Annotated in this window: 17 protein-coding genes and 3 pseudogenes; 13 read left to right on the top strand and 7 right to left on the bottom strand. The window is 71.9% G+C overall.

All coding sequences use genetic code 11. The features are described 5' to 3' along the window. The first annotated feature begins 2 nt into the window (after positions 1–2). Complete coding sequence (locus tag ACQ86J_RS08645; RefSeq protein ID WP_431270791.1) at positions 3–965, top strand: Bug family tripartite tricarboxylate transporter substrate binding protein; 963 nt, start codon at positions 3–5, stop codon at positions 963–965. Between the two features lie 5 nt (positions 966–970). On the opposite strand, the gene ACQ86J_RS08650 is transcribed toward ACQ86J_RS08645, so the two are convergent. Continuing rightward, positions 971–2008, bottom strand: a complete 1038-nt coding sequence (locus ACQ86J_RS08650) for an amidohydrolase family protein (protein ID WP_431270792.1) — start codon at positions 2006–2008, stop codon at positions 971–973. After that, positions 2008–2943 carry a fumarylacetoacetate hydrolase family protein gene (locus tag ACQ86J_RS08655; RefSeq protein WP_431270793.1) on the bottom strand — a complete coding sequence of 312 codons (936 nt, stop codon included), beginning with the start codon at positions 2941–2943 and terminating at the stop codon, positions 2008–2010. The genes ACQ86J_RS08650 and ACQ86J_RS08655 overlap by 1 nt, the downstream gene beginning before the upstream one ends. 160 nt (positions 2944–3103) lie before the next feature. Between ACQ86J_RS08655 and ACQ86J_RS08660 the strand changes: the two genes are divergently transcribed. After that, a complete protein-coding gene (locus ACQ86J_RS08660) occupies positions 3104–4288 on the top strand; it encodes a glycosyltransferase (RefSeq protein WP_431270794.1) in 1185 nt (394 codons plus the stop codon). On the opposite strand, the gene ACQ86J_RS08665 is transcribed toward ACQ86J_RS08660, so the two are convergent. Next, on the bottom strand, positions 4215–4820 hold the full coding sequence (locus ACQ86J_RS08665) for an SAM-dependent methyltransferase (RefSeq protein ID WP_431270795.1): 606 nt from the start codon (positions 4818–4820) through the stop codon (positions 4215–4217). The two genes, ACQ86J_RS08660 and ACQ86J_RS08665, sit on opposite strands and share 74 nt — an antisense overlap. 433 nt (positions 4821–5253) lie before the next feature. Beyond that, positions 5254–5589: pseudogene (locus ACQ86J_RS08670) on the bottom strand (PIG-L deacetylase family protein); the annotation flags it as partial. Here ACQ86J_RS08670 and ACQ86J_RS08675 point away from each other — a divergent pair. From ACQ86J_RS08675 to ACQ86J_RS08715, 9 genes and pseudogenes are all read left to right on the top strand, one after another. Next, complete coding sequence (locus ACQ86J_RS08675) at positions 5482–6288, top strand: hypothetical protein (protein WP_431270796.1); 807 nt, start codon at positions 5482–5484, stop codon at positions 6286–6288. The pseudogene ACQ86J_RS08670 and the gene ACQ86J_RS08675 overlap by 108 nt on opposite strands. A 171-nt stretch (positions 6289–6459) precedes the next feature. Then, positions 6460–6801, top strand: a complete 342-nt coding sequence (locus tag ACQ86J_RS08680) for a hypothetical protein (RefSeq protein ID WP_431270797.1) — start codon at positions 6460–6462, stop codon at positions 6799–6801. Between the two features lie 107 nt (positions 6802–6908). Further along, positions 6909–8123, top strand: coding sequence for an MFS transporter (locus ACQ86J_RS08685; protein WP_431270798.1), 1215 nt, complete (start codon positions 6909–6911; stop codon positions 8121–8123). Between the two features lie 82 nt (positions 8124–8205). After that, on the top strand, positions 8206–9396 hold the full coding sequence (locus ACQ86J_RS08690; RefSeq protein WP_431270799.1) for a 3-hydroxybenzoate 6-monooxygenase: 1191 nt from the start codon (positions 8206–8208) through the stop codon (positions 9394–9396). Positions 9397–9621: 225 nt separating this feature from the next. Beyond that, positions 9622–10896 (top strand): annotated as a pseudogene (locus ACQ86J_RS08695) (glutamate synthase large subunit); the annotation flags it as partial. A 187-nt stretch (positions 10897–11083) separates the two neighbouring features. Then, the gene (gltB, locus tag ACQ86J_RS08700; protein WP_431272344.1) at positions 11084–14266 is read left to right on the top strand and encodes a glutamate synthase large subunit; all 3183 of its coding nucleotides are present in this window, start codon (positions 11084–11086) and stop codon (positions 14264–14266) included. 10 nt (positions 14267–14276) lie between these two features. Then, on the top strand, positions 14277–15452 hold the full coding sequence (locus ACQ86J_RS08705; RefSeq protein WP_431270800.1) for a glutamate synthase subunit beta: 1176 nt from the start codon (positions 14277–14279) through the stop codon (positions 15450–15452). Then, the gene (locus ACQ86J_RS08710) at positions 15433–15726 is read left to right on the top strand and encodes an FAD-dependent oxidoreductase (protein ID WP_431270801.1); all 294 of its coding nucleotides are present in this window, start codon (positions 15433–15435) and stop codon (positions 15724–15726) included. Before ACQ86J_RS08705 ends, ACQ86J_RS08710 begins: the two co-directional genes overlap by 20 nt. Positions 15727–15788: 62 nt before the next feature. Further along, positions 15789–16871, top strand: coding sequence for a zinc-binding dehydrogenase (locus ACQ86J_RS08715; protein WP_431270802.1), 1083 nt, complete (start codon positions 15789–15791; stop codon positions 16869–16871). A gap of 95 nt (positions 16872–16966) precedes the next feature. On the opposite strand, the gene ACQ86J_RS08720 is transcribed toward ACQ86J_RS08715, so the two are convergent. Further along, complete coding sequence (locus tag ACQ86J_RS08720; protein WP_431270803.1) at positions 16967–17941, bottom strand: Bug family tripartite tricarboxylate transporter substrate binding protein; 975 nt, start codon at positions 17939–17941, stop codon at positions 16967–16969. Between the two features lie 93 nt (positions 17942–18034). Then, positions 18035–19030 (bottom strand): MBL fold metallo-hydrolase, encoded by a 996-nt coding sequence (locus ACQ86J_RS08725; RefSeq protein ID WP_431270804.1) that lies wholly within the window; start codon positions 19028–19030, stop codon positions 18035–18037. Between the two features lie 150 nt (positions 19031–19180). Between ACQ86J_RS08725 and ACQ86J_RS08730 the strand changes: the two genes are divergently transcribed. Next, the gene (locus ACQ86J_RS08730) at positions 19181–19699 is read left to right on the top strand and encodes a PAS domain-containing protein (protein ID WP_431270805.1); all 519 of its coding nucleotides are present in this window, start codon (positions 19181–19183) and stop codon (positions 19697–19699) included. Continuing rightward, positions 19654–20802 (top strand): annotated as a pseudogene (locus ACQ86J_RS08735) (ATP-binding protein); the annotation flags it as partial. The gene ACQ86J_RS08730 and the pseudogene ACQ86J_RS08735, both read left to right, overlap by 46 nt. A 164-nt stretch (positions 20803–20966) precedes the next feature. Here ACQ86J_RS08735 and glgX read toward each other — a convergent pair. Then, the gene (gene glgX, locus ACQ86J_RS08740) at positions 20967–23207 is read right to left on the bottom strand and encodes a glycogen debranching protein GlgX (RefSeq protein ID WP_431270806.1); all 2241 of its coding nucleotides are present in this window, start codon (positions 23205–23207) and stop codon (positions 20967–20969) included. Positions 23208–23213 lie beyond the last annotated feature (6 nt).

Raw genomic sequence — 23213 nt, forward strand, 5'->3', positions numbered from 1 at the left:
CCATGCTGCCGCGCCGCGCCGCGCTGCTCGGCCTGCTCGTCCCCTGGGCGGCGCGGGCGCAGGCGGACTGGCCGACCCGGCCGGTTCGCATTCTGGTGCCCTATGGCACCGGCGGCTCGACCGATGTCGCCGCGCGGCTGCTGGCCGACCGATTGTCGCAGATGCTGCCGCAGCGGGCGGTGGTGGAGAACCGGACGGGGGCCGGCGGCAACCTCGCCGCCGCGGCGGTGGCGAAGGGACCGGCGGACGGCAGTCTGCTGCTCTTCACGAATGTCGGCCAGGCCGCGACCAAGGCGCTCTTTCCGAAGCTCGACTACGACCCGGAGACAGAGCTGCGCGCCGTCACTACCGTCACCGAAGGGCCGATGGCGCTGCTGGTGCCGCCCGCCAGTCCCTACAGCACCATGCAGGAATTGCTCGACGCCGCGCGCCGCCAGCCGGGTCGGCTGACCTATGGCTCCTCTGGCGGCGGCGGCGCGCTGCAGCTGGTCTCGCTGCAGTTTCTCCGCGCCGCCGGGGTGCAGATGACTGAGGTTGCCTATCGCGGCTCCGGCCAGGCGCAGCTGGACCTGGCGGCCGGGTCTCTGGACATGCTGTTCGATTCCGGCATCGCCGGCTTCGCCGCGGTGCGCGCCGACCGCGCGCGGATCCTCGCCGTCTCTAGCGCGGAGCGCAGCACGGTGATGCCCGAGGTTCCGACCGTGGCGGAAGCCGGCCTGCCCGGCGCCACCTTCTCGATCTGGCAGATGCTGATGGCGCCGGCCTCGACGCCGGATGCGGTCATGGCCCGCATCCATGCCGCGGTGGTCGAGGCGCTGGCCGACCCCGTGCTGCGGCAGCGCCTGACCGATCTCGGCGCCGAGCGCATTCCCGGCAATGCGCAGGCCGAGGCGCAGCGGCATTATCTGGCGGAGGTCGCCCGCTGGGACGGCCTGCTGCGCGGCGGGACGGAGGCGCCGCGCTGAACCGCCTACAGCCGGTAGACCCGCGCCGCCGTCCCGGCGAAAAGCGCCTGCTTCTCGTCCATTGAGGCCCCGGCCGCGAGACGCTTGAAGGCGTTCCAGATCTCGCCGTAGCCGATGCCCATCTTCTCCACGGGGAAGTTGCTCTCGAACAGGCAGCGCCCGGCGCCGAACAGCTCGATGCAGGTGTGGATGTAGGGCTTCCAATGCTCGGCCAGCTCGGCGGAGCTGGGCGGCATCGCCAGCGTGCCGTAGTCATAGGCCGCCAGCCGCATCATCATGCCGCCGAGCTTGACCACGACATTGGGGCAGGCCGCCAGCGCCGCCATCCCCGCCCGCCACTGCGCGAAGACCGCGTCGCGCTGACCGGCATAGGGGCCGTAGCCCAGCGGCCCGCCGCAATGGCCGAGGATGAAGGTCGTGTCCGGGCAGGACCGTACCAGGTCAAGCGCCTCCGCCAGCTGGGTGTGGAAGACCCAGAGGTCGAAGGCGAGGCCCACCGCCGTCAGCCGCCGCAGCCCGGCGCGGAAGTCATCGCGCGCCAGCAGGCCGGGCGCCGGATGGCCGTTGCCGATGACGGGCTCGGCATCCCAGGCGGCGGAATGCCGCACCCCGCGGAACCGCCCGCCGCCGGCACGGATATGCGCCTCGAGCACCGGCTCCACCGCCTCGCCCAGCGTCAGGTCGGCAAAGCCGACGATGCCGGCGGCGATCCGCGTCGGGCCATAGCCGCCGCTGTCGCTCATCGCCGCGATGCCGGCGACGAATTCGGTCTCGCCGACCGGGCGCATCGCCTCGGGCCCCGCCACGCGGTACATCGCGTGGCACTGGATGAAGACCGTGGCCTCGATGCGATGGCCGCAATCGAGGTCGGCGAGGAATTCCGGCAGCAGGTAGCGCTGGTCCGGCCGGTGCCACAGGTGGTGGTGCGCATCGACGATCGGCAGGTCGGGCTCCAGCGCCGGCTCCGCCGGGCGCCGGGCCAGCCAGGCAGCATCGGGCGGGAAGATCCGCCCGTAGCGCGTCGGCTGCGGGATGGTCCGCATTATTCGGCCTGCGCGTACTTGCCGCCGGTCTGCGGCGTCGGCGTGTCGAAGCCCTGCTTCTGGCGTTCGAGCCGCGTCTCCCGCTTCCAGGTGCGCTTCAGCTCGTCCCGCACGCCGAAGCGCAGCACGCCGAGCCCCTCGACCTCCAGCTCGATCCGGTCGCCATCCATGAAGGAATTCAGGCCGCGATGGTTGGTGCCGGTGGCCAGGATGTCGCCGGGCTCGAGCGTGTGGATCGAGGTCACCCATTCTATGCAGCGGGCGATCTTGTGCGCCATGTCGCTGGTGTTGAAGTCCTGCATGACGGTGCTGTTGTTGGTCAGCCGCACCCGCAGGTTCTGCGGATCCTTGATCTCGTCCTTGGTGACCAGATAGGGCCCGATCGGCGCGAAGGTGTCGCGCGACTTCATCTGGAAGAAGCTGTTGCCGGCCGGCTTCAGCCCGCGCGCCGAGCCGTCGATGAAGTTCACGTAGCCGAAGACGTAGTCCATCGCCTCGGCCGCCGGCACCTGGTGGGCGCGCTTACCGATAACCAGCGCCATCTCCGCCTCGCCCTCGAAGATCGTCGCCGGCACGTCGGGCAGCACCATGGTGTCACCCGGGCCGATGATCGCGGTCGGCGCCTTGTGGAAAGCGTTGATCGGCGCCGGGGCGGGCAGCGTCCCGTCCTCCATGTAGTTCACCGCCATGCAGACGATGTTGCCCGGCTTCGGCAGCGGCGGGCGGATGCGCAGGCCGGCCAGCGGCATCGCCGGCCCGGCCGCGGCGGCCGCCTCCAGCTTCGGCCGGTAGGCGTCGAAGCGGGCGATCAGCCCGTTGATCAGGTCGTGCGGCCCGGTATGCGGGATGTCCCGCACGACGGCGGAGACATCGACCGCGGCATCCTCCCCGCGCAGCACGCAGAGCCGGAAATCCTCGACGAACAGCAGCTTCATGGCATTTCCCCAGGGCGCCCTCGGGAGCGCCGGTTCTTCCCGGGGCGGATTGGGCACCCATCCGGCAGCGCCGGCAACCACCCTGGGCGGGAACGGCAACGCCTTTCGCTCGTTGCAACGGCGACCCATGCAGCCCGCCAGACACGACCCTCCCCCACCGGTGGCCCCGCAAGGCCGCCGTACCCGCCGCCTGCGCGCGGCGATCGCCATCCCGGCGCGGGACGAGGCGGCGCGCCTGCCCGACTGCCTGGCCGCCCTCGCCCGGCAGCCCGACCTCGACGGCATCGCCGTGCTGGTGCTGGCGAACAACTGCCGCGACGACACCGCCGCCCTCGCCCGCGCCTTGGCCCCCGGCCTGCCCTTCCGGCTCGAGGTGCGGGAGGCGTCGCTCCCCCTGGCCCTGTCGCATGCTGGCGGTGCCCGCCGCGCGGCGATGGAGGCGGCGGCCGACCTGCTCGCGGCCGAGGCCGATCCGCGCCATGCCGCACTGCTCAGCACCGATGCCGATGGCCGGGCCGAGCCCGGCTGGCTTGGCGCCAACCTCGCCGCCCTGGCGGCGGGCGCCGATGCGGTGGCCGGCGCCATCGCGCCGGACCCGGCCGAGGCGGCGCTGCTGCCGAGTAGCCTGCGCCGGCGGGAGGCGCAGGAGGCCCGCTACGCCGCGCTGCTGGACGAGATGGCCTCGCTGGTCGATCCCGACCCGCACGACCCCTGGCCACGGCACGCGGCACATTCCGGCGCATCCATCGCCTTGACGTTGGCCGCCTATCGCCACGTTGGCGGCCTGCCCGCCGTGCCGGTCGGCGAGGACCGCGCGCTGTTCGAGGCGCTGATCCGCGCCGACATGCGGGTGCGGCATTGCCCGGCGGCACGCGTCGTCGTGTCCTGCCGGCTGGACGGGCGGGCGGCAGGCGGCATGGCGGATACGCTACGGCGGCGGCTCGCCGAAGCCGAGGCGGCGCCGTTGGATGACAGCCTGGAACCGGCGCTGGACGCGCTGCTGCGGCTGCGCTGCCGGCGGGCGCTGCGCCGCCTGCGGGCCGGGCTGCCGCGCGTGGGTGATCCGGTGCGGCTCGCCCTGGCGCTCGGGCTGGCGCCGGCGGCGTTGGCGGAGATCACCCGACTTCCGCGCTTCTGGTCGGCCTGGGAAGAATTGCAGGCCCGCGCCCTGCCGCTGCGCCACCGCCGGCGGCTGCGGGCCGGGGAGGTCGGCGCCGAGATCGGCCGCGCCACGACCCTGCTCGGCGCCCTGCGTGGCGCCCGGGCCGTGCTCAGCCCGCGGCGGCTGCCGGAATGGCGTGCAGCCGGTCCAGCCGGTAGCGCTCGGCGCGCGACTGCCGCGTAGGGCGGGCGAAGGGGGCGGATCTGCGCAGGAAGATTTCCGTCGCAGCATCGCCCGACAGAGGATAGTCGGTTGCGCCGGTCCAGTGCACCAGCAGCACCTCCGCGCCCGGCGCCAGCGAGGCCCCCACCCTTTCGGCGAGCCGGGCGACATCGGAGGGGTCGAGGTAGTAGACCACTTCCGACAGCAGGATCAGGTCGAAGGGCGCCGCCGCCGGCCAGTCCTGCGGCACGTGCATCTGCCCGAAGGCGACCTGCGGCAGGCCGGCGCAGCGCATGCGGGCGGCCTCCAGCGGCGCCGCGGCGGCGTCGACCGCCAGGAGCGCGCCGCAGCGCGGCGCCAGGTCGCGGGTCAGCACGCCAATCGAGCAGCCGACCTCCAGCGCCCGGCCGTAATGCGGCCGGGCCAAGGCAGCGAGGGTCGCGTCGTATTTCGCCCGTTCGTAGACGCTCTCGGCGAAGTCCCAGGGGTCGGGGTCGCGGGTGTAGATTGCCTCGAAATACGCGGGCGGGAGGGAGTGGGTCGGGCGGGTCATCCGGCTTCCAGGAACAGTTCGAAGGGACGGAAGGCGAGGTCCAGCGCGGCCGCCGGCAGGCGGAAGCCGCCCGGGTCGTCCTCGACCAAGCCGGAGACCTGCGATTCATGCGCCGCGACCGCCCGCCGCTTGGCCGGCAGGTGGCGCGCGACATCCAGCCGCAGGCCGCGCGGCGGGGCCGGCAAGGATGGCTCGGGCGGCAGCGGGAAGCCGGGGATGGGATGCGCGAAGGCCAGGCCCCAGACCGGATAGGCGAAGAGCCGCGTGCCCCGCGGCAGGTCCCGCAGCGCCGCCGCGGCGATGGCGAAGCTGGCCGTGTGGTCGCGATGCGGATCGTGCTGCCAGGGCGCGAAGAGGCTGCCGGGGCCGGGCCCGCCGCGCGCACCAGCGCCGCCACGGCAGCATCGAAGCCGGCCCCCGCCAGCGGCACCGCGGTATCCGGCAGGCCGAGGAAGCCGATGTCGCGCGCCGGGTCGAGCCCGAGCTCGCCGGCCGCTGCCCGCGCCTCGGCCTGGCGCTGCGCCACCAGCCTTTCGCGTGGCCAGGCGCGGGAGTTGGGATGCGAGCCCGCGCCGTCGCTGACCACCACCACACGTGCCGGCCGGCCGGCTTCGGCGCAGGCCGCCAGCAGCCCGCCACACCCAAGGCTCTCGTCGTCGGGATGCGGCGCGACGACCAGAGCGCCGCCCTCCGGCCCGAGCAGCGCGGCCAGGTCATCGACCAGCGGCAGGTCGCGCTCCGCCCGCCGCAGCCAGGCGCCGGCCGGGATGCCCGCCGCGGTCACGGCATGTCCCACAGGTCGCCCGGCACCGCATCGGCTGCCAGGATGTCGGCGGCGGCGACGCCCAGGGCGCGGTCCGGCGGCCGGCTGGCGCAGATAGGTGGCGAGGTCTCGGCTGAGCCGCTCCAGCGGGTTTGGCCGCAGGAAGGCCGCCAGGCCGACAGAGCGCTGCGCCAGTTCCAGCACGTCGAGCGCCGCCCGCTCCACCGCCGTCCGGGCGAGGTTGGCATAGGTCGCGGCATCGTCGGCGGCGACCTCGGCCTCGGCCCGCAGGGCGGCGGCATGCACCCAGAGCCGCGCCGTCTCTGCCGCCAGAGCCGCTTGGCCGAGCCGAGCCGCCTGGTGCGGGTCGCCGCCGCGGCCAGTGCGGCGGAGATGCTCGCGCAGCGCGCCCAGTACCGCTTCCAGCCCGCCGCACTGGACGGCGGCGAAGCGCCAGGCGCCAGCGGAGAAATCCGGCTGCCGCAGGTAGTCGCCCGGGTGCCCAACGAGCATGTCCCGGTCCACCGCGAGGCCAGTGAGATCCACCGCGCCGGTCGCCGAGGCACGCATGCCCTGGGCGGTCCAGCCGGAGAGGTCGGCGCGCTCTCCCGGCGCGAGCGGCACCAGCAGCATCCGTGGGGGCGCCTCGGGCGTGGCCTGCGGGCGGGCGGTGACCAGCGCCCGCGTGGCGAAGCCAGCGCCTGAGCAGAGCACCTTCCGCCCCGCCAGCCTGCCATCGGGGCGGATCGCCAGCGCCGGCTCGCCCGGCGCATCGGTGTTCCAGACGGCGAAGAGCATCCCCGCCGCCGCGTCGTGCGCCGCCGCCGCCGCCTGCGCCGCGGTGCCGTGGCGCTGCACCAGACGCAGCGCGTTCACATGCCCCTCATACAGCCGGCCGAGCGGCAGGCTGGCGCGGCCGACCAGGCGCAGGGCCCTGGCGAGCGGCATCGCCCCCGCAGGTTCGATCCCCCAGCCGCCGCCCCCCAGGGCCCGGCGCAGCGGCGCGCGCAGCAGCCCGGCCTCGCCGAGCGCGATGATCGAGCCAGCAGGGAAGGCGCCTTCCACATCCTCGGTCGCGGCCGCTTCGGCGATGCCGGGCAGGCGCAGGCGCAGGGCGGCCAGGAGGTCGGGCAGGGCGGCGCCGGGCGCAGCCGGGCGGGTCATGAAAATGGCGGTGGTCCTCGGGGCGGCCGGCGCGGCATGCGGGGCTCGGCGTGAAACGGAGCGGCGGCGTGAAAGATGCACCCCCGCCGCTTTCGCTCAGGCCTGCGTGACCTCCAGTCACCCGCACGCAACCGTACGGCTTCGGCGGGCTATTCCCAGGCATGGCTGAAACGCGCCCCATCGGGCTGGCCGCGACGTCTGGCGACCAGGGTGGACCGGCGGCGCTGCCGCGCTACCTGCTGCTCTTCGCGCTGATCTTCCTCGGCTGGGGCGTGCTGAGCCCCTTCCTGCCGGCGGTGCTGGCGCTACAGGGTGCCTCGGCGGCCGAGGTGGGGCTGCTCCTCGGGATGGGGACGGCGCTGCGGCTGGTGGCCATGCCGGTGGCCGGTGCGGTCGCCGACCGCACCGGCGCGCCACGCCAAGTGCTGGCCCTGGCGCTGCTCGGCGCGGCCCTGGCCGTGCTCTGCTACGGCTTGGCCGGTGGCGGCGCCATGCTGCTGCTGGTTGGCGTCCTCCATGCGTTGGCAACCGCCCCGGTCGGGCCGCTACCCGATGCGCTGGCGGTGCGCGCGGCGGCCGAAGCACGGCCCGGGCGCATCGATTACGGGCTGGTGCGAGGGACCGGGGCGGCCGCCTTTATAGCAGCCAGCACGGCGGCCGGGCTGGCCGTGGCCGCGGCCGGGTCGCCGCTGATCGTGCTGTGGCTGAATGCCGGCTGCTTCGGCCTGGCTGCCGGGGCGGCTCTGCTGCTGCCGCAGCCAGCGGTGCTGCGGGTCCCACGGCCGGAGGTCGCGCGCGGCACCGGGCCGGTGCGGGCGCTTCTGTTCCTGCCGGAATTCCGCCGCTTGGTACTGGTTTCTGGCCTGATCCAGGGCAGCCATGCCTTCTATGCCGGCTTCGCGGTGCTGGGCTGGCAGGCGGCGGGGATTGGGCCAGGCAGCATCGGCCTGCTCTGGTCACTGTCGGTCGCGGCCGAGGTGCTTGTCTTCTTCCTGCTCGGGCGAAGGCTGCTGGGCTGGCTGGGGGTGGGCGGCACCTGCGCGCTTGCGGCCGCGGCGGGGCTGCTGCGCTGGTCGATCATGGCGCTCGACGCCTCGGTGGCGATGCTGGTGCCGATGCAACTGCTGCACGGGCTGACCTTCGCGGCGCAGCACATGGCGGCGATGGCGGTGCTGGCGCGGCTGGCGCCGGACCGGCTGGGCGGCACCGCCCAGGCGCTGCTCGCCTCGCTCGGCACCGGCCTGTTCACCGCGGTGCTGCTGCTGGCTTCCGGCACGCTCTATGAACGGTTCGGGTCGGGCGGCTTCTGGGCCATGGCGGCGCTGTGCGCGCTGGCCGTGCCCCTCGCGCTACGACTGCCAAGCGGGCAGAAATAATCCCTTTAGGGATCATCCCAGCGGAGGGTTTAGGCTCGCGCTGCGCCGCCAGGGTCCTCCCCGCGCGCAGGAGAAGACGCAGATGTCGGAACCGGCCCCCATCCTGATCGCCGGCGGCGGCATCGGCGGCTTGGCGCTCGCGCTCGGCCTCGCCCGCCGCGGCATTCGCTGCAGCGTGCTGGAGAAGGCTGCGGCGTTCGGCGAGATAGGCGCCGGCATCCAGCTCGGCCCCAATGCCTTCCACGCCTTCGACCATCTCGGCGTCGGCGACACCGCGCGCGCCATGGCAGTCTATATCGACCAGCTCCGGTTGATGGATGCGATGACCGGCGAGGAGATCACCCATATCGACCTCGGCGAGGGATTCCGCCGGCGCTTCGGCAACCCCTATGCGGTGATCCATCGCGGCGACCTGCACGGCGTCTTCCTCAAGGCCTGCCGAGAGAGCCCGCTGGTCACGCTCCGCACCGGCAGCGAGGTGGTGGACTATGCGCAGGATCGCGGCGGCGTCACGGCGCATCTGGCGCATGGCGAGCGCCTGGCGGGCGCGGCGCTGGTCGGTGCCGACGGGCTTTGGTCCCGGATCCGGCGGCGCGTCGTCGGCGACGGCGTGCCGCGCGTCTCCGGCCACACCACCTACCGTTCCGTCATCCCGACCGAGCGGATGCCTGAGGCGCTGCGCTGGAACGCGGCGACGCTCTGGGCCGGACCGAAATGCCACATCGTCCACTACCCCTTGCAGGGCTGGAAGCTGTTCAACCTGGTCGTCACCTACCACAACGACGCGCCCGCGCCGGTGGCCGGCCAGCCGGCTTCCTTCGAGGAGGTGATGCGCGGCTTCGAGCACATCCATCCGCGTGCGCAGGCAATCATCCGCCACGGCAGCGAGTGGCGGAAATGGGTGCTCTGCGACCGCGACCCGGTGGAGCGCTGGGTGGATGGCCGCGTCGCGCTGCTCGGCGATGCGGCGCATCCGATGCTGCAATACATGGCCCAGGGCGCCTGCATGGCGATGGAGGACGCGGTCTGCCTGTCGCACAGGCTGGCCACGCATGCAGGCGGCATCGCGCCGGCGCTGGAGGCCTACCGGGCGCAACGCGTCCTGCGCACCACCCGGGTGCAGCTGATGTCGCGCGCCATGGGCGAGCATGTCTACCACCCGGCCGGCGCGCATGCGCTGCTGCGCAACGCCATCATGTCGGCCAGGAGCTCGGAGGATTGGTACGAGACGGTTGCCTGGCTCTATGGCGGCACCGGGCTCGATCCGGCATGAGCGGTAGCCGGGCATGGCGCCTCGCCCACACAGGGTAGGGCTGAGAGGCAGATCAACCGGACGGGGTAGGCCCGAGTCGCAAGGGGGCTATGGCGCGGCCCGGGCATTTGGTATGGGCGGGCAGCGGCATTCCCGATAGTGTTATCGATCGCCGCAAGCTGACGATCCACGCCGGTCCGCCTGCCTCCACGCGCCTGAACGCGCCATTGCCCGAAGAGTAGCCGTATGGGAACGCCCGAGAAGCAAGGCCTGTATGATCCGCGGAACGAGCACGACGCCTGCGGCGTCGGCTTCATCGCGGACATCAAGGGCCGGAAATCGCACGACATTATTGCCCAAGGATTGCGGATCCTGGTGAATCTCGACCATCGCGGCGCGGTCGGGGCGGACCCGCTGATGGGCGACGGCGCCGGCTGCCTGATCCAGATGCCGGACCGCCTGCTGCGCCACTGGGCCGAGGGCCAGGGCCTGACCCTGCCGCCGCCTGGACGCTACGCGGTGGCCATGTGCTTCCTGCCGCAGGATGCCCGGGCGCGCGACTTCGCGGTGGCCAGCCTGGAACGCTTCATCGCCGCCGAGGGCCAGACGCTGATCGGCTGGCGCGACGTGCCGGTGGACACCAACGGCCTCGGCGCCGCGGTGATCGAGGCGATGCCGGTGATCCGCCAGGCGATCCTCGGCGCCAGCGCCGCCGTCCCGGACCAGGACGCCTTCGAGCGCAAGATCCTGACCATCCGCAAGCAGGCCCTGAACAAGTTCCGCACCATGGCGGACGAGGCCGGCCTGCCGCGCGGCGCCGATCTCTACATGCCGTCCTTCTCCACCCGCACGGTGGTCTACAAGGGGCTGCTGCTGGCCGGGCAGGTCGGCAGCTTCTACGTGGACCTGCGCGACCCGCTGTGCAGATCCGCGCTGGCGCTGGTTCACCAGCGCTTCTCGACCAATACCTTCCCGTCCTGGAAGCTGGCGCATCCCTACCGGTTCCTCGCCCATAACGGCGAGATCAACACGGTCCGCGGCAACGTCAACTGGATGTACGCGCGGCGCGGCGGGATGTCCTCGCCGCTGCTCGGCCCCGACCTCGACAAGATGTGGCCGCTGATCCCGCACGGCCAGTCGGACACCGCCTGCCTCGACAACGCGCTCGAGGTGCTGCTGGCCGGCGGCTATTCGCTGGCGCATGCGATGATGATGCTGATTCCGGAAGCCTGGGCCGGCAACCCGCAGATGGACCCCGAACGCCGCGCCTTCTACGAATACAACGCGGCGCTGATGGAGCCCTGGGACGGGCCGGCGGCGATCGCCTTCACCGATGGGCGGCAGATCGGCGCGACACTCGACCGCAATGGGCTGCGCCCGGCGCGCTACGTCGTCACCGACGACGACCGGGTGATCCTGGCCTCGGAGGCCGGCGTGCTGCCGGTGCCGGAGGAGCGCATCCGCCGCAAGTGGCGGCTGCAGCCGGGCCGCATGCTGCTGCTCGACCTCGAGGCCGGGCGGATCATCGACGATGCCGAGATCAAGCAGCGCCTGTCCGCCGAGCACCCTTATGCCGAATGGCTGAAGGCGACCCAGTTCAAGCTGGAGGAAGCTGCCGGAGGCGCCGGCCGCGGCCGAGCCGGCGCTGCCGAACGACGACGCCGCGCTGCTGCGCGGTCAGCAGGCCTTCGGCTATACGCAGGAGGACCTGGCCTTCTTCCTCGAGCCGATGGCGGCGCAGGGCGACGACCCGATCGGCTCGATGGGCACCGACACGCCGCTGGCGGTGCTGAGCCGCCGGCCGAAGCTGCTGTACAACTACTTCAAGCAGAACTTCGCCCAGGTCACCAACCCGCCGATCGACCCGATCCGCGAGGAGCTGGTGATGTCGCTGGTCTCCATGATCGGGCCGCGGCCGAACCTGCTGGGCCACCATGCCGGCACGCATTATCGGCTGGAAGTGGCGCAGCCGGTGCTGACCAATGCCGACCTGGCGAAGATCCGCAGCATCGCCAAGCTGGCGGGCGACGCCTTCCGCACCGCGACGCTGGACGCCACCTGGGCCGCCGCCGAGGGTGCCGAGGGCCTGGCGCCGGCGGTCGAGCGGCTGTGCAACGCGGCGACCAATGCCGTTCTGGAAGGCCACAACATCCTGGTGATCTCGGACCGCGCCGTCTCCGCCGCGCGCATCCCGATCCCGGCGCCGCTGGCCACCGCCGCGGTCCACCACCACCTGATCCGGCAGGGCCTGCGCACCCAGACCGGCCTGGTGGTGGAGACCGGCGAGGCGCGCCAGGTGCACCATTTCTGCGTCCTCGCGGGCTATGGCGCCGAGGCGGTGAACCCCTACCTCGCCTTCGAGACGCTGGAGACGCTGCGCCAGCGCAGCAAGCTGCCGCTGAAGTCCTATGAGGTGCAGAAGAATTTCCTCAAGGCGATCGGCAAGGGGGTGATGAAGGTGATGTCCAAGATGGGCATCTCCACCTACCAGTCCTATTGCGGCGCGCAGATTTTCGACGCGGTCGGGCTTTCGACCGGATTCGTCGAGAAGTATTTCACCGGCACGCAGAGCGTGATCGAGGGCGCCGGCATCGCCGAGATTGCCGCGGAAGCCGTGGAGCGTCACCGCAACGCCTTCGGCGACGACCCGGTCTACCGCGAGTTGCTGGATGTCGGCGGCGACTATGCCTTCCGGCTGCGCGGCGAGGACCATGCCTGGACGCCCGAGAGCGTGTCCCGTCTGCAGCATGCGGTGCGCGGCAACTCGCGCGACGAGTACCGCGCCTATGCCGCCGGCATCAACGACCAGAGCCGCCGGCTGCTGACCTTGCGCGGGCTGATGGAGTTCAGGCCGGCCGAGGCGCCAGTGCCGCTGGAGGAGGTGGAGCCGGCGGCCTACATCGTCCGCCGCTTCGCCACCGGGGCGATGAGCTTCGGCTCGATCAGCCGCGAGGCGCATACCACGCTGGCGATCGCGATGAACCGCATCGGCGGCCGTTCCAACACCGGCGAGGGCGGCGAGGAGCCCGACCGCTTCCAACCGATGTCGAACGGCGATTCCATGCGCTCGGCGATCAAGCAGGTGGCCAGCGGCCGCTTCGGCGTGACCACCGAGTACCTGGTCAATGCCGACGACATCCAGATCAAGATGGCGCAGGGCGCCAAGCCCGGCGAGGGCGGCCAGCTGCCCGGCCACAAGGTGGACAAGAACATCGCCAAGGTGCGGCACTCGACGCCGGGCGTGGGCCTCATCAGCCCGCCGCCGCACCACGACATCTACTCGATCGAGGACCTGGCGCAGCTCATTCACGATTTGAAGAACGTGAACGAGCGCGCCCGCATCTCGGTCAAGCTGGTCTCCGAGATCGGCGTCGGCACGGTCGCTGCCGGCGTCTCCAAGGCGCGCGCCGACCACGTGACCATCTCGGGCTACGAGGGCGGCACGGGGGCGAGCCCGCTCACCTCCCTCACCCATGCCGGGTCGCCGTGGGAGATCGGCCTGGCCGAGACGCAGCAGACGCTGGTGCTGAATGGCCTCCGCGGCCGCATCGCCGTGCAGGTCGATGGCGGGCTGCGCACCGGGCGGGATGTCGTGATCGGCGCGCTGCTCGGCGCCGACGAGTTCGGCTTCGCCACCGCGCCGCTGATCGCCGCCGGCTGCGTCATGATGCGCAAGTGCCACCTGAACACCTGCCCGGTCGGCGTCGCCACGCAGGACCCGGTGCTGCGCGCCCGCTTCACCGGCCTGCCGGAGCACGTGATCAACTTCTTCTTCTTCGTCGCGGAGGAGATGCGCGAGATCATGGCGCAGCTCGGCTTCCGCACGGTCGAGGAGATGGTCGGCCGGGTCGATAGGCTCGACATGCGCGCCGCGCTCGACCACTGGAAGGCTAAGGGCGTCGACCTCTCCCGCCTGCTGTATCAGCCGCCGGCGCGCGACGGCGTGGCGATCCGCCATGCCGAGGCGCAGGACCACGGGCTCGACCGCGCGATGGATCGCGGCCTGATCGCCGAGGCGATGCCGGCGCTGGAAGGCGCCATGCCGGTGCGCATCACCCGCGAGATCGGCAACCTGCACCGCACCGTCGGCGCCATGCTGTCCGGCGAGGTGGCGCGGCGCTTCGGCAATGCTGGCCTGCCGGAGGACACCATCCACATCGCCTTCACCGGCCATGCGGGCCAGTCCTTCGGCGCCTTCCTGGCGCGCGGCGTGACGCTGGAGCTGACCGGCGACGCCAACGACTATGTCGGCAAGGGGCTGTCGGGCGGCCGCATCGCGGTGAAGCCGCCGGCGGGCCTTTCGCGCGACCCGGCCGCCAACATCATCGTCGGCAACACGGTGCTGTACGGCGCGATCTCTGGCGAGGCCTATTTCGAGGGCGTCGCCGGCGAGCGCTTCGCGGTGCGCAACTCGGGCGCCGTCGCGGTGGTCGAGGGCTGCGGCGACCATGGCTGCGAATACATGACCGGCGGCGTGGTGGCGGTGCTGGGCGAGACCGGGCGCAACTTCGCCGCTGGCATGTCCGGCGGCATCGCCTATGTCTACGACCCGGACGGCGCCTTCCGCGACCGCTGCAACCTGTCGATGGTCGCGCTGGAAGGCATCGCGCCGGCCGAGCCTGCGGCGGCGGATGCGCCCGGCCGGCCGCGCCAGCGCTCGGTCTCGGCCGAGGACAGCGGCATGGGCGACATGCTGCGCTACGACGCCGAACGGCTGCGTGTGCTGGTGGAGCGTCACCTGCTGCTGACCGGCAGCGCGCGCGCCCGTGCGCTGCTGGAGGATTGGGACACCGCCCTGGCGCGGTTCGTGAAGGTGATGCCGGCCGACTACCGCCGCGCGCTGATCGACCTCCAGGCGGAGACCGCGGCCCCGGCCGCGGCGGCCGAGTAAGGACACGACCATGGGCAAGCCGACAGGGTTCCTCGAGATCGACCGGCGCGACCGGGGCTACGAGGCACCGGAATCCCGGGTGAAGACCTGGCGCGAATACGTCCAGCCGCTGCCGGCGGCGACGCTCGGCCAGCAGGCGGCGCGTTGCATGGATTGCGGCATCCCGTACTGCCACAACGGCTGTCCGGTGAACAACATGATCCCCGACTGGAACGACCTGGTCTACCGGGATCAGTGGCAGACGGCGCTCGCCACGTTGCATTCCACCAACAACTTCCCGGAATTCACCGGCCGCATCTGCCCCGCCCCCTGCGAGGCAAGCTGCACGCTGAACATTCAGGACAGCCCTGTCACCATCAAGTCGATCGAATGCGCCATCGTCGATCGCGGCTGGCAGGAAGGCTGGATCCGGCCGCAAATGCCACCGCGGCGCAGCGGCAAGCGCGTCGCGGTCGTCGGTTCTGGTCCCGCCGGCATGGCGGCGGCGCAACAGCTGGCGCGCGCCGGGCATGCGGTGACGCTGTTCGAGAAGAACGAGCGCATCGGCGGCCTGCTGCGCTACGGCATCCCCGACTTCAAGATGGAGAAGCACCTGATCGACCGCCGGGTCGAGCAGATGGCAGCCGAGGGCGTGGAGTTCCGCACCGGCGTCGAGGTCGGCACCGCGCTGCCGGTCGAGGCGCTGCTGGCCGAGCACGACGCGGTGGTGCTCTCGGGCGGCGCCGAATGGCCGCGCGACCTTGAGGTCGAGGGCCGCGCGCTGGACGGCATCCACTACGCCATGGACTACCTGGTGCAGCAGAACCGCCGCGTCCACGGCGCGCCGGAGGAGCAGGCAGCGCCGCGCGGCACCATCTCCGCACGCGGCAAGCATGTGGTTGTCATCGGCGGCGGCGACACCGGCGCGGACTGCATCGGCACCGCGGCGCGGCAGGGCGCCGCCTCGATCACCCAGATCGAGATCATGCCGAAGCCGCCCGAGCGGGAGGACAAGGCGCTGTCCTGGCCGAGATTGGCCGAACAAGCTGCGCACCGCGCCGGCCCACCTGGAAGGCTGCGCCCGCGACTGGGCGGTGCTGACCAAACGCGCCATCGGGAAGGCCGGGCGCGTCGCCGCGCTCGACTGCGTGCGCGTCGACTGGGTGCGCGACGGCGGCCGGATGCAGATGCGGGAGGTCGCGGATAGCGGCTTTACCCTCAAGGCCGATCTTGTCTTGCTCGCCATGGGCTTTCTCGGCCCGCAGCGCGCCGGACTGCTGGAAAGCGCCGCGGTGGCGCTGGATGGCCGCGGCAACGTGCAGGCCGACACCGAGGGCTATGCCACCTCCGTCCCCCGCGTGTTCGCCGCCGGCGACATGCGGCGCGGCCAGTCCCTGGTGGTCTGGGCGATCCGCGAGGGCCGGCAATGCGCCCGTGCGGTGGACGAGTTCCTGATGGGCACCAGCACGCTGCCGCGCTGACGGGCCGGTTTCCTGCGGCGCGCATCCCGGCCTAACCTCCAGTCAAACCGGAGGGAACCAGCATGCGCGCCGCCGTCTTCCGCCAGGGCGACTTCGTCGTCGACACGATCCCCGATCCCGTCCTCGCCGAGGGCCAGGTGCTGGTCCGCACCCGCGCCTGCGGCATCTGCGGCTCCGACCTGCACGCGGCGAAGTACGCCGACTCCTTCGCCGAGCTGTCGCAGCGCTCGGGCGGCCGCTTCGGCATGACGCGCGACCGCGACATTGTCTTCGGCCATGAGTTCGTCGGCGAGGTCGTGGCGAACGGCCCGGGCACCGAGGGCCGTTTCGCGCCGGGCACGCTCGTCACCTCGATGCCGCTGACCATTGCCGGAAGGACGGTGCAGGGTGTCGGCTACAACCCGGATGTCCCTGGCGCCTTCGCCGAATACCTGCCGCTGGCCGAGCGCATGCTGCTGCCGCTGCCGGCCGGAATGGATCCCGACCATGCCGCGCTGGTCGAGCCGCTGGCGGTCGGCGTGCATGCCGTGGCCTTCGCCCGCACCACGCCGGACGACGTGGCGCTGGTGATCGGCTGCGGCCCGATCGGGCTCGCGGTGATCGCCGCGCTGAAGCTGCAGGGCACCGGCCCGGTGATCGCCTCGGACCTCTCTCCGGCGCGGCGGGACCTGGCACGACGCATGGGCGCCGACATCGTCGTCGATCCCGCCGCTGCCTCGCCCTACGCGGCGCTGGAGCAGGCGGCGACCCCGGCCGGGTACGATGCCAGCCGCTATGCGCAGCTGCTCGGCCTGTCGCCGGCGCGCCGCCCGGCGGTGATCTTCGAATGCGTCGGCATGCCCGGCGTCATGGCGCAGATCTTCGAGCAGGCGCCGGCCGGTGCCCGCATCGTCATCGTCGGCGTCTGCATGGAAGCCGACCGCTTCGAACCCTTCTTCGGCATCCTGAAGCAGCTCAACGTGCAATTCGTGCTGGGCTACACCGCGACGGGATTCGCCGCGACGCTTGACCATATCGGTGCCGGGCGGATCGACGTTGCGCCGCTGATCACTGGCCGGGTCGGGCTCGACGGCGTGCGCCAGGCCTTCCAGGACCTGGCCAGCCCGGAGCGTCACGCCAAGGTGCTGGTCGAGCCCTGGCGCTGACCGGCGATCGTCCCGAGCGGAGACACTCAGGGCCTGCTTGACGGAGTCCGGACCGGCATTGCCCCGACGCCGCCAGGGCATGCCAATCCAGTTGATCAGTCCACCTTGAAGCCGCTTTTCTCCACCACCGGCCGCCAGCGCTCGATATCCTCGGCGAGGATGCGGCCCAGCTCGGCCGGAGTGGAGACCTCGGGCTCCAGCCCGATCGTCAGGAGCTGCGCCTTCACCTCCGGCTCCATCGTCGTCTCCGCCAGCTCGTCGCGCAATGCCGCCACCACCGCCGCCGGCGTGCCGGCCGGGGCATAGAAGGCGTAGAAGCCGAAGCTCGCCTGGTCCGGATGGCCGAGATCGGCGATGGTCGGGATGTCCGGCGTCGTCGCCCCGCGCTTGGAGCCGGAGGTGACGACGATCCGCAGGGCGCCATCCTTGTGGTGGGTCAGGAAGTCGGACACGCCGCCGCAGCCCGCCTTGATATGCCCGGCCGCCAGGTCGGCGATCACCGGCGCCGCGCCGCGATAGCCCACCGGTTCCAGTTCCACCCCGAAGGCGCCGCCGAGCTGCAGGCCGAAGAAATGCGTGGAGGAGCCCAGCGCGGTGCTGCCGAAGCTGCCGCGCTTCGGGTCCTGCTTCACCCAGGCGACGTAGTCGAGGAAGCTGGTGAAAGGCAGGCTCGGCGCCAGCACGAAGCAGGTCTGCACCGTGCCGGTCATGGTCACCGGGGCAAAATCGGTGCGCGGGTCGAAGGGCAGCTTGCGGAAGGTCAGCACCGGCTGCACGGTCGAGGCGCTGGGAGCGAACATCAGCGTGGTGCCGTCGGGCGTCGCGTATTTCAGCGCCTCGCAGGCCACCGTGCCGCTGGCGCCAGCGCGGTTCTCGATGACGATGTTCTTCAGCCTGCCGCGCCGGCGGAGCGTCTCGGCGATCGCCCGTCCCATGACATCGGTGCCGCCGCCGGGCGGAAAGCCGACCAGGATGCGGACCGTCCCCTGCGGAAGGGCCGCACGGGCGACGGCAGGCGCGGCGAGCAGCGCGCCCGAGGCGCGCAGCAGGGCGCGGCGTGGCAGGTGCATGGGTCCCTCCCCGGTCTTCGTTGCCACGATCCGTCCTGCACGGGACGGCGGCTTTTTGGACCCGGTCAGGCTGCGGCGCGCGGCGCCGCGCTGTCAATGCGGCAGCGGGCGGCCGGCGGCGGCGAAGACCTCGGAGAACAATCGTGCCTCGGCATCCTCGTAGCGGGGCGAGAAATGGAAGGGCTCGATATGCCGCGCGCCGGCATCGCGGGCGATCTCGCCGGCGGCGCGCGTGGTCAGGTGTCGGCGGTCGAGCGCATGCGCCGCATCCGCCGCGGCGAAGGGCGCCTCGATGAACAGGATGTCGGCATCCCGCGCCAGGGCGATCGCGACGGCGCGGTTCGCCGCGGTATCGGCCAGATCGGTCAGGTAGGCGAGGCGCTCGCCCGGCGTGACCTCGACCAGCTCGCGCAGCGCGCCGAGGGGCTGCGGCGGGGCGCCGGTCGGCAGCGGGATCGGCGTCCCGTCCGGCGCGCCGGCCAGCACCGCCGCCTTCAGCGCCGCCAGCCACGGGCCGGTCGGCAGGCCGCGCGCGTCCAGCCGGCTGCGCCAGACATTCACATGCGCCGCTTCCTCGACCGCGAAGCCAAGGCTGGGCGTGCCGTGGTCGAGCACCGCGGCACGCAGCCGTAAGGCCCCAAGCTGCAGCACCGTGCCATCAGCCACGGCAGGCTGCGACGGCAGCGGCACGGCGCGGAAGCCCTCGGCCAGTCGGAAGCGCGTGCGCGCCCAATGCGCACCGGGCGCGATCTCGGTCACCTCGAAGGCCAGCTCGGCGGGGATGCGGTCGACCAGGTTCCAGGTATAGGCCTGCAGCCGGTGGAACAGCCGCCCGGCGAAGCCCGCCGGCCCGACGACCTGGACGCGCCGTTGCCGCCCGATCAGCAGCCGCAGCAGCCGGTCAAAGCCGGCCCAATGGTCCATATGCGCATGCGAGACGGCGACCAGTCCGACCCGCAGCAGCTGCCGCGGTGCCAGGGTCGAGAGGTCGCCGCAATCGAGCAGGATGGCCTCCGGCTGGTGCCGCGCCTCGATCCAGAGGCCGGGATCGCCGGTCCGCCCGTTCAGCAGGCGGGGATGCAAGGTCATGCCCATGCGGTGGAAGTGCCATAGCCGGAGCGTCGCGGTCGAGGCCGCAACGAGCGAACGAAAACGCGGTATCCTGGCGAACGCCGCAGGCGACGGCCCGTTGACCCCGCGATGAGTGATGGGACAGGACGTTGCAGGCAGACCCGCGCCATGGATGAGCCAGCGCCGGGCGGACGGGCCAACGCCGGAGAGATGCGGCACGCGCGGCCGCGTGCCCTGGCGGCGCTGCGCCAGCGTGCCGCATCCCTCGAAGCGGCCAAGGCGGCGCTGGAGGCGCAACTGGCCGAGCACCGCGCCATCCTGGCCAGGCTTGACCGGCAGCTGCGCGACAGCGAGGAGCGGATGCGCCTAGCCCAGCGTCATGCTGGGGTAGGCTTCTGGGACTGTGACCTCGGCACCGGCGCGCTCAGCTGGTCGCCAGAATGCTTCGCCCTGCACGGGCTGCAGCCCGATCGGGTCGTGCCAAGCCGCGCCGCCTGGGTCGATGCGATCGCGCCGGAGGACCGCGCCGGGGTGGAGGCCGCGCTGCAGGATTGCCTCGACCGGTCGAGCCCGGATTACCGGGTGGAGTACCGGATCCGCCCCCCGAAGGCGGCGAGCGCTGGTTGGCCGCACGCGGCCAAATGGTCGGCGATCCGCGGGGCGAGCCGCAGCGGCTGGTTGGCCTGACCCTCGACATCACCGACCGCAAGCGCGCCGAGTTGGCGGTCGCCGCGGCGAACGCCACCCTGCGGCAGGAAGTGGATGAGGAGGCGCGGGCACGGGAGGCGGCCCAGGCGCGGCTGTTCCAGACGCTGAAGCTGGAAGCGCTCGGCCAGCTTACCGGCGGAGTGGCGCATGACTTCAACAACCTGCTCTCCGTCATCACCAATGGCGTGGCGCTGCTGAAGCGCGGCGCCGAGACGCCACGGCGCGAGCGGCTGCTGGATGCCATGGAGAAGGCGGCGCATCGCGGCGCCGACCTGACCCGGCGGTTGCTGAGCTTCGCCCGGCGGCAAGCACTGCGGCCGGAGCCGCTCGACCTTCGCGCATGGCTCGAGGACATGCGGGAGCTGCTGGCGCGCGCCCTGCGCGGCGATATCGCGATCGAGATCAAGGCCGCGCCGGATCTCTGGTGGGCGCGGGTGGACCCGGCGGAGCTGGAACTGGCGGTGCTCAACCTGGGCGTGAATGCGCGGGACGCCATGCCGCAGGGTGGCGTACTGCGGCTGACCGCCAGCAATGTCGAATTGGACGCGCTGACCGACCCGGACCGGCTGGGCGGCAGCTTCACCCGGCTGTCGGTCCGCGACACCGGCACCGGCATGGCGCCCGAGGTACTGGCCCGGGTCTTCGAGCCCTTCTTCTCCACCAAGGATGTCGGCCAGGGCACTGGCCTCGGCTTGGCCCAGGTCTATGGCTTCGCCCGGCAGAGTGGCGGCGCTGCGCGGGTGTCCAGCCGGCTCGGCGAGGGCACCACCGTTACCCTGCTGCTGCCGCGCGCCGCGCCGACACTGCCGGCCGGCCCGCCGGCAGTGCCGCCGCAGCCGCTGCCGGCCGAGGAGAGCGGGCCGCTGCACCTGCTGCTGGTCGAGGACGACGATGCGGTGGCCGAGCTGACGGCGGAGACGCTGCGGCATCTCGGCCATACCGTCACTCGCCTCGCCAGTGCGCCGGCAGCGGTCCGTGCGCTGGCCGAAGGACTCACGGTCGACCTCGTGCTCACCGACGTGGTGATGACCGGCGGCCAGGACGGGCTCGGGCTGGCGCAGCAACTCGCCGAGGCGCATCCCGGCCTGCCGATCCTGCTCTACAGCGGCTATGGCGGCGCGCCCGCCCGGGTGGCCGCAGCCGGGCTGCCGCTGCTGCGGAAGCCCTATTCGCTGGAGGATTGCGCCGCGCCCTGGTCGCGGCGCGGCAGGCGGCGGGGCGGCGCTGACGCGTCGCCCCTCGCGGATCAGGCCTCGGCGCCCGGCAGCGGCGGTGGCGCGGTGCCGGCCAGCAGGGCCGCCCGCGCCGCTGCCAGGATGGCACCGCCGCCGCGCTCCGGCCGCAGCACGAACAGCAGCAGCGACCTTCCGGTGACCATGTAGGGGTGGCCGAACTCGAAGGGCTCCGGCTCGTCCAGCTCCGGCCGGTTGGTGTCGACGAGCAGCAGCCAGCGCTGGCCGGCGGGCGGCTCCGGCAATGCGAATTCCACCACGTCGTGATGCGCGTTCACCACCTGCAGCAGGGTGGCATCGGATGCGGGGCGACGGACGCCGGTGGCGCGGGCGCGGCCATCCAGCAGCAGCCCGAAACAGCGGGTATTCGGGTCGCCCCAATGCTCGGCATCCATCTCGATGCCGTCGGGCGTCAGCCAGGTGGCGTCCTTCACCCCGGCGCCCTCGTCATGCGCCCCGGTCAGGAAGCGGGCGCGGCGCAGCACGGCGAAACCCTGGCGCAGCGCGATGAGCTTGCGGGCGAAGGCGGCCAACCCCTGTCCCGCCTCGTCGATGCCGGTCCAGTCCACCCAGTTGAGCTCGTTGTCCTGGCAATACGTGTTATTGTTGCCCTTCTGCGTGCGGCCGAATTCATCGCCGGCCAGCAGCATCGGCGTCCCCTGTGCCAGCAGCAGCGTCGCCAGCATGTTGCGCTTCTGCCGCTCGCGCAGCGCCTGGATTTCGGGGTCGTCGGTCGGCCCTTCGACGCCGTGGTTCCAGGACAGGTTGTGCGAATGGCCGTCGCGGTTGTCCTCGCCATTCGCCTCGTTGTGCTTCTCGTCATAGGAGACGAGGTCGTTCAGCGTGAAGCCGTCATGCGCGGCGATGAAGTTCACGCTGGCCCAGGGCTTGCGGCCGCGGCGGTTGAACTTGTCGCCGGAAGCCGTCAGGCGCGCGGCGAGCTCGGCCGCCTGGCCTTCGTCGCCCTTCCAGAAGGCACGCACGGTGTCGCGGAAGCGATCGTTCCATTCCGCCCAGCCCGGCGGGAAGCCGCCCACCTGGTAGCCGCCGGGGCCGATGTCCCATGGCTCGGCGATCAGCTTGGCGCGCGACAGCACCGGGTCCTGCCGGCAGGTGTCGAGGAAGCCGCCGCCCTCGTCAAAGCCATGCGTCTCGCGCCCGAGGATGGTGGCAAGGTCGAAGCGGAAGCCGTCCACCCGCATCTCCGTCGCCCAGTAGCGCAGGCTGTCGGTGACCAGCTGCAGTACTCGCGGGTGCGAGAGGTTGAAGGTATTCCCGGTGCCGGTGTCGTTGATGTAGTAGCGCGGCGTGTCAGGCAGCAGCCGGTAGTAGCTGGCATTGTCGATGCCCTTGAAGGACAGGGTCGGGCCTTTCTCGTTGCCCTCGGCGGTATGGTTGTAGACGACGTCGAGGATCACCTCGAGCCCGGCATCGTGCAGCCGCGCCACCATCTCCTTGAACTCGGAGAAGGCGAAGGCCTGATTGCGGGCATAGCGCCGGGCCGGGGCGAAGAAACTCAGGGTGTTGTAGCCCCAATAGTTGGTCAGCCCCTTGTCCAGCAGCATGCTGTCATTGACGAAGCTGTGGATTGGCAGCAGTTCGACCGAGGTCACACCGAGCCCGCGCAGATAGGCCACCACCTCGGCCGAGGCGAGGCCGTCATAGGTGCCGCGCATCTCCTCCGGCAGGCCGGGATGCAGCTTGGTGAAGCCCTTCACATGAGTCTCGTAGAAGATCGTCCGCTCCCAGGGCACCGCGGGGCTGCGCTCCCGGCCCCAGGTGAAGGCGGGGTCGATGACACGGCAGCGCGGCATGCGGTCGCTGCTGTCGCGGGTGTCGAAGGTCAGGTCGTCGCCGGTCTCGAGCTTGTAGCCGAACAGCTCCGGCCCCCAGGTCAGCTCGCCGACGATGGCGCGGGCATAGGGGTCGAGCAGCAGCTTGTTCGGATTGAAGCGGTGGCCTTCCTCCGGCGCATAGGGGCCGTGCACACGGTAGGCGTAGATAGTGCCGGGCCGGGCTTCCGGCAGGTAGCCGTGCCAGACCTCGTCGGTGTATTCGGGCAGTTCGACCCGCTCCAGCTCGCGCTCCCCGGCATCGTCGAACAGGCAGAGCTCGACCTTGGTGGCATTGGCCGAGAACAGCGCGAAATTAACTCCCAGCCCGTCCCAGGTGGCGCCCAACGGAAAAGGCGAACCTTCCCGGATGCGTGACCGGCGCATCACCCTCGGCTTTTCGATCTCGATACGCGCATCCATGGCCCG

Source organism: Dankookia sp. P2 (assembly GCF_050632255.1).
In the GTDB taxonomy this organism is placed as follows: Bacteria; Pseudomonadota; Alphaproteobacteria; order Acetobacterales; family Acetobacteraceae; genus Paracraurococcus.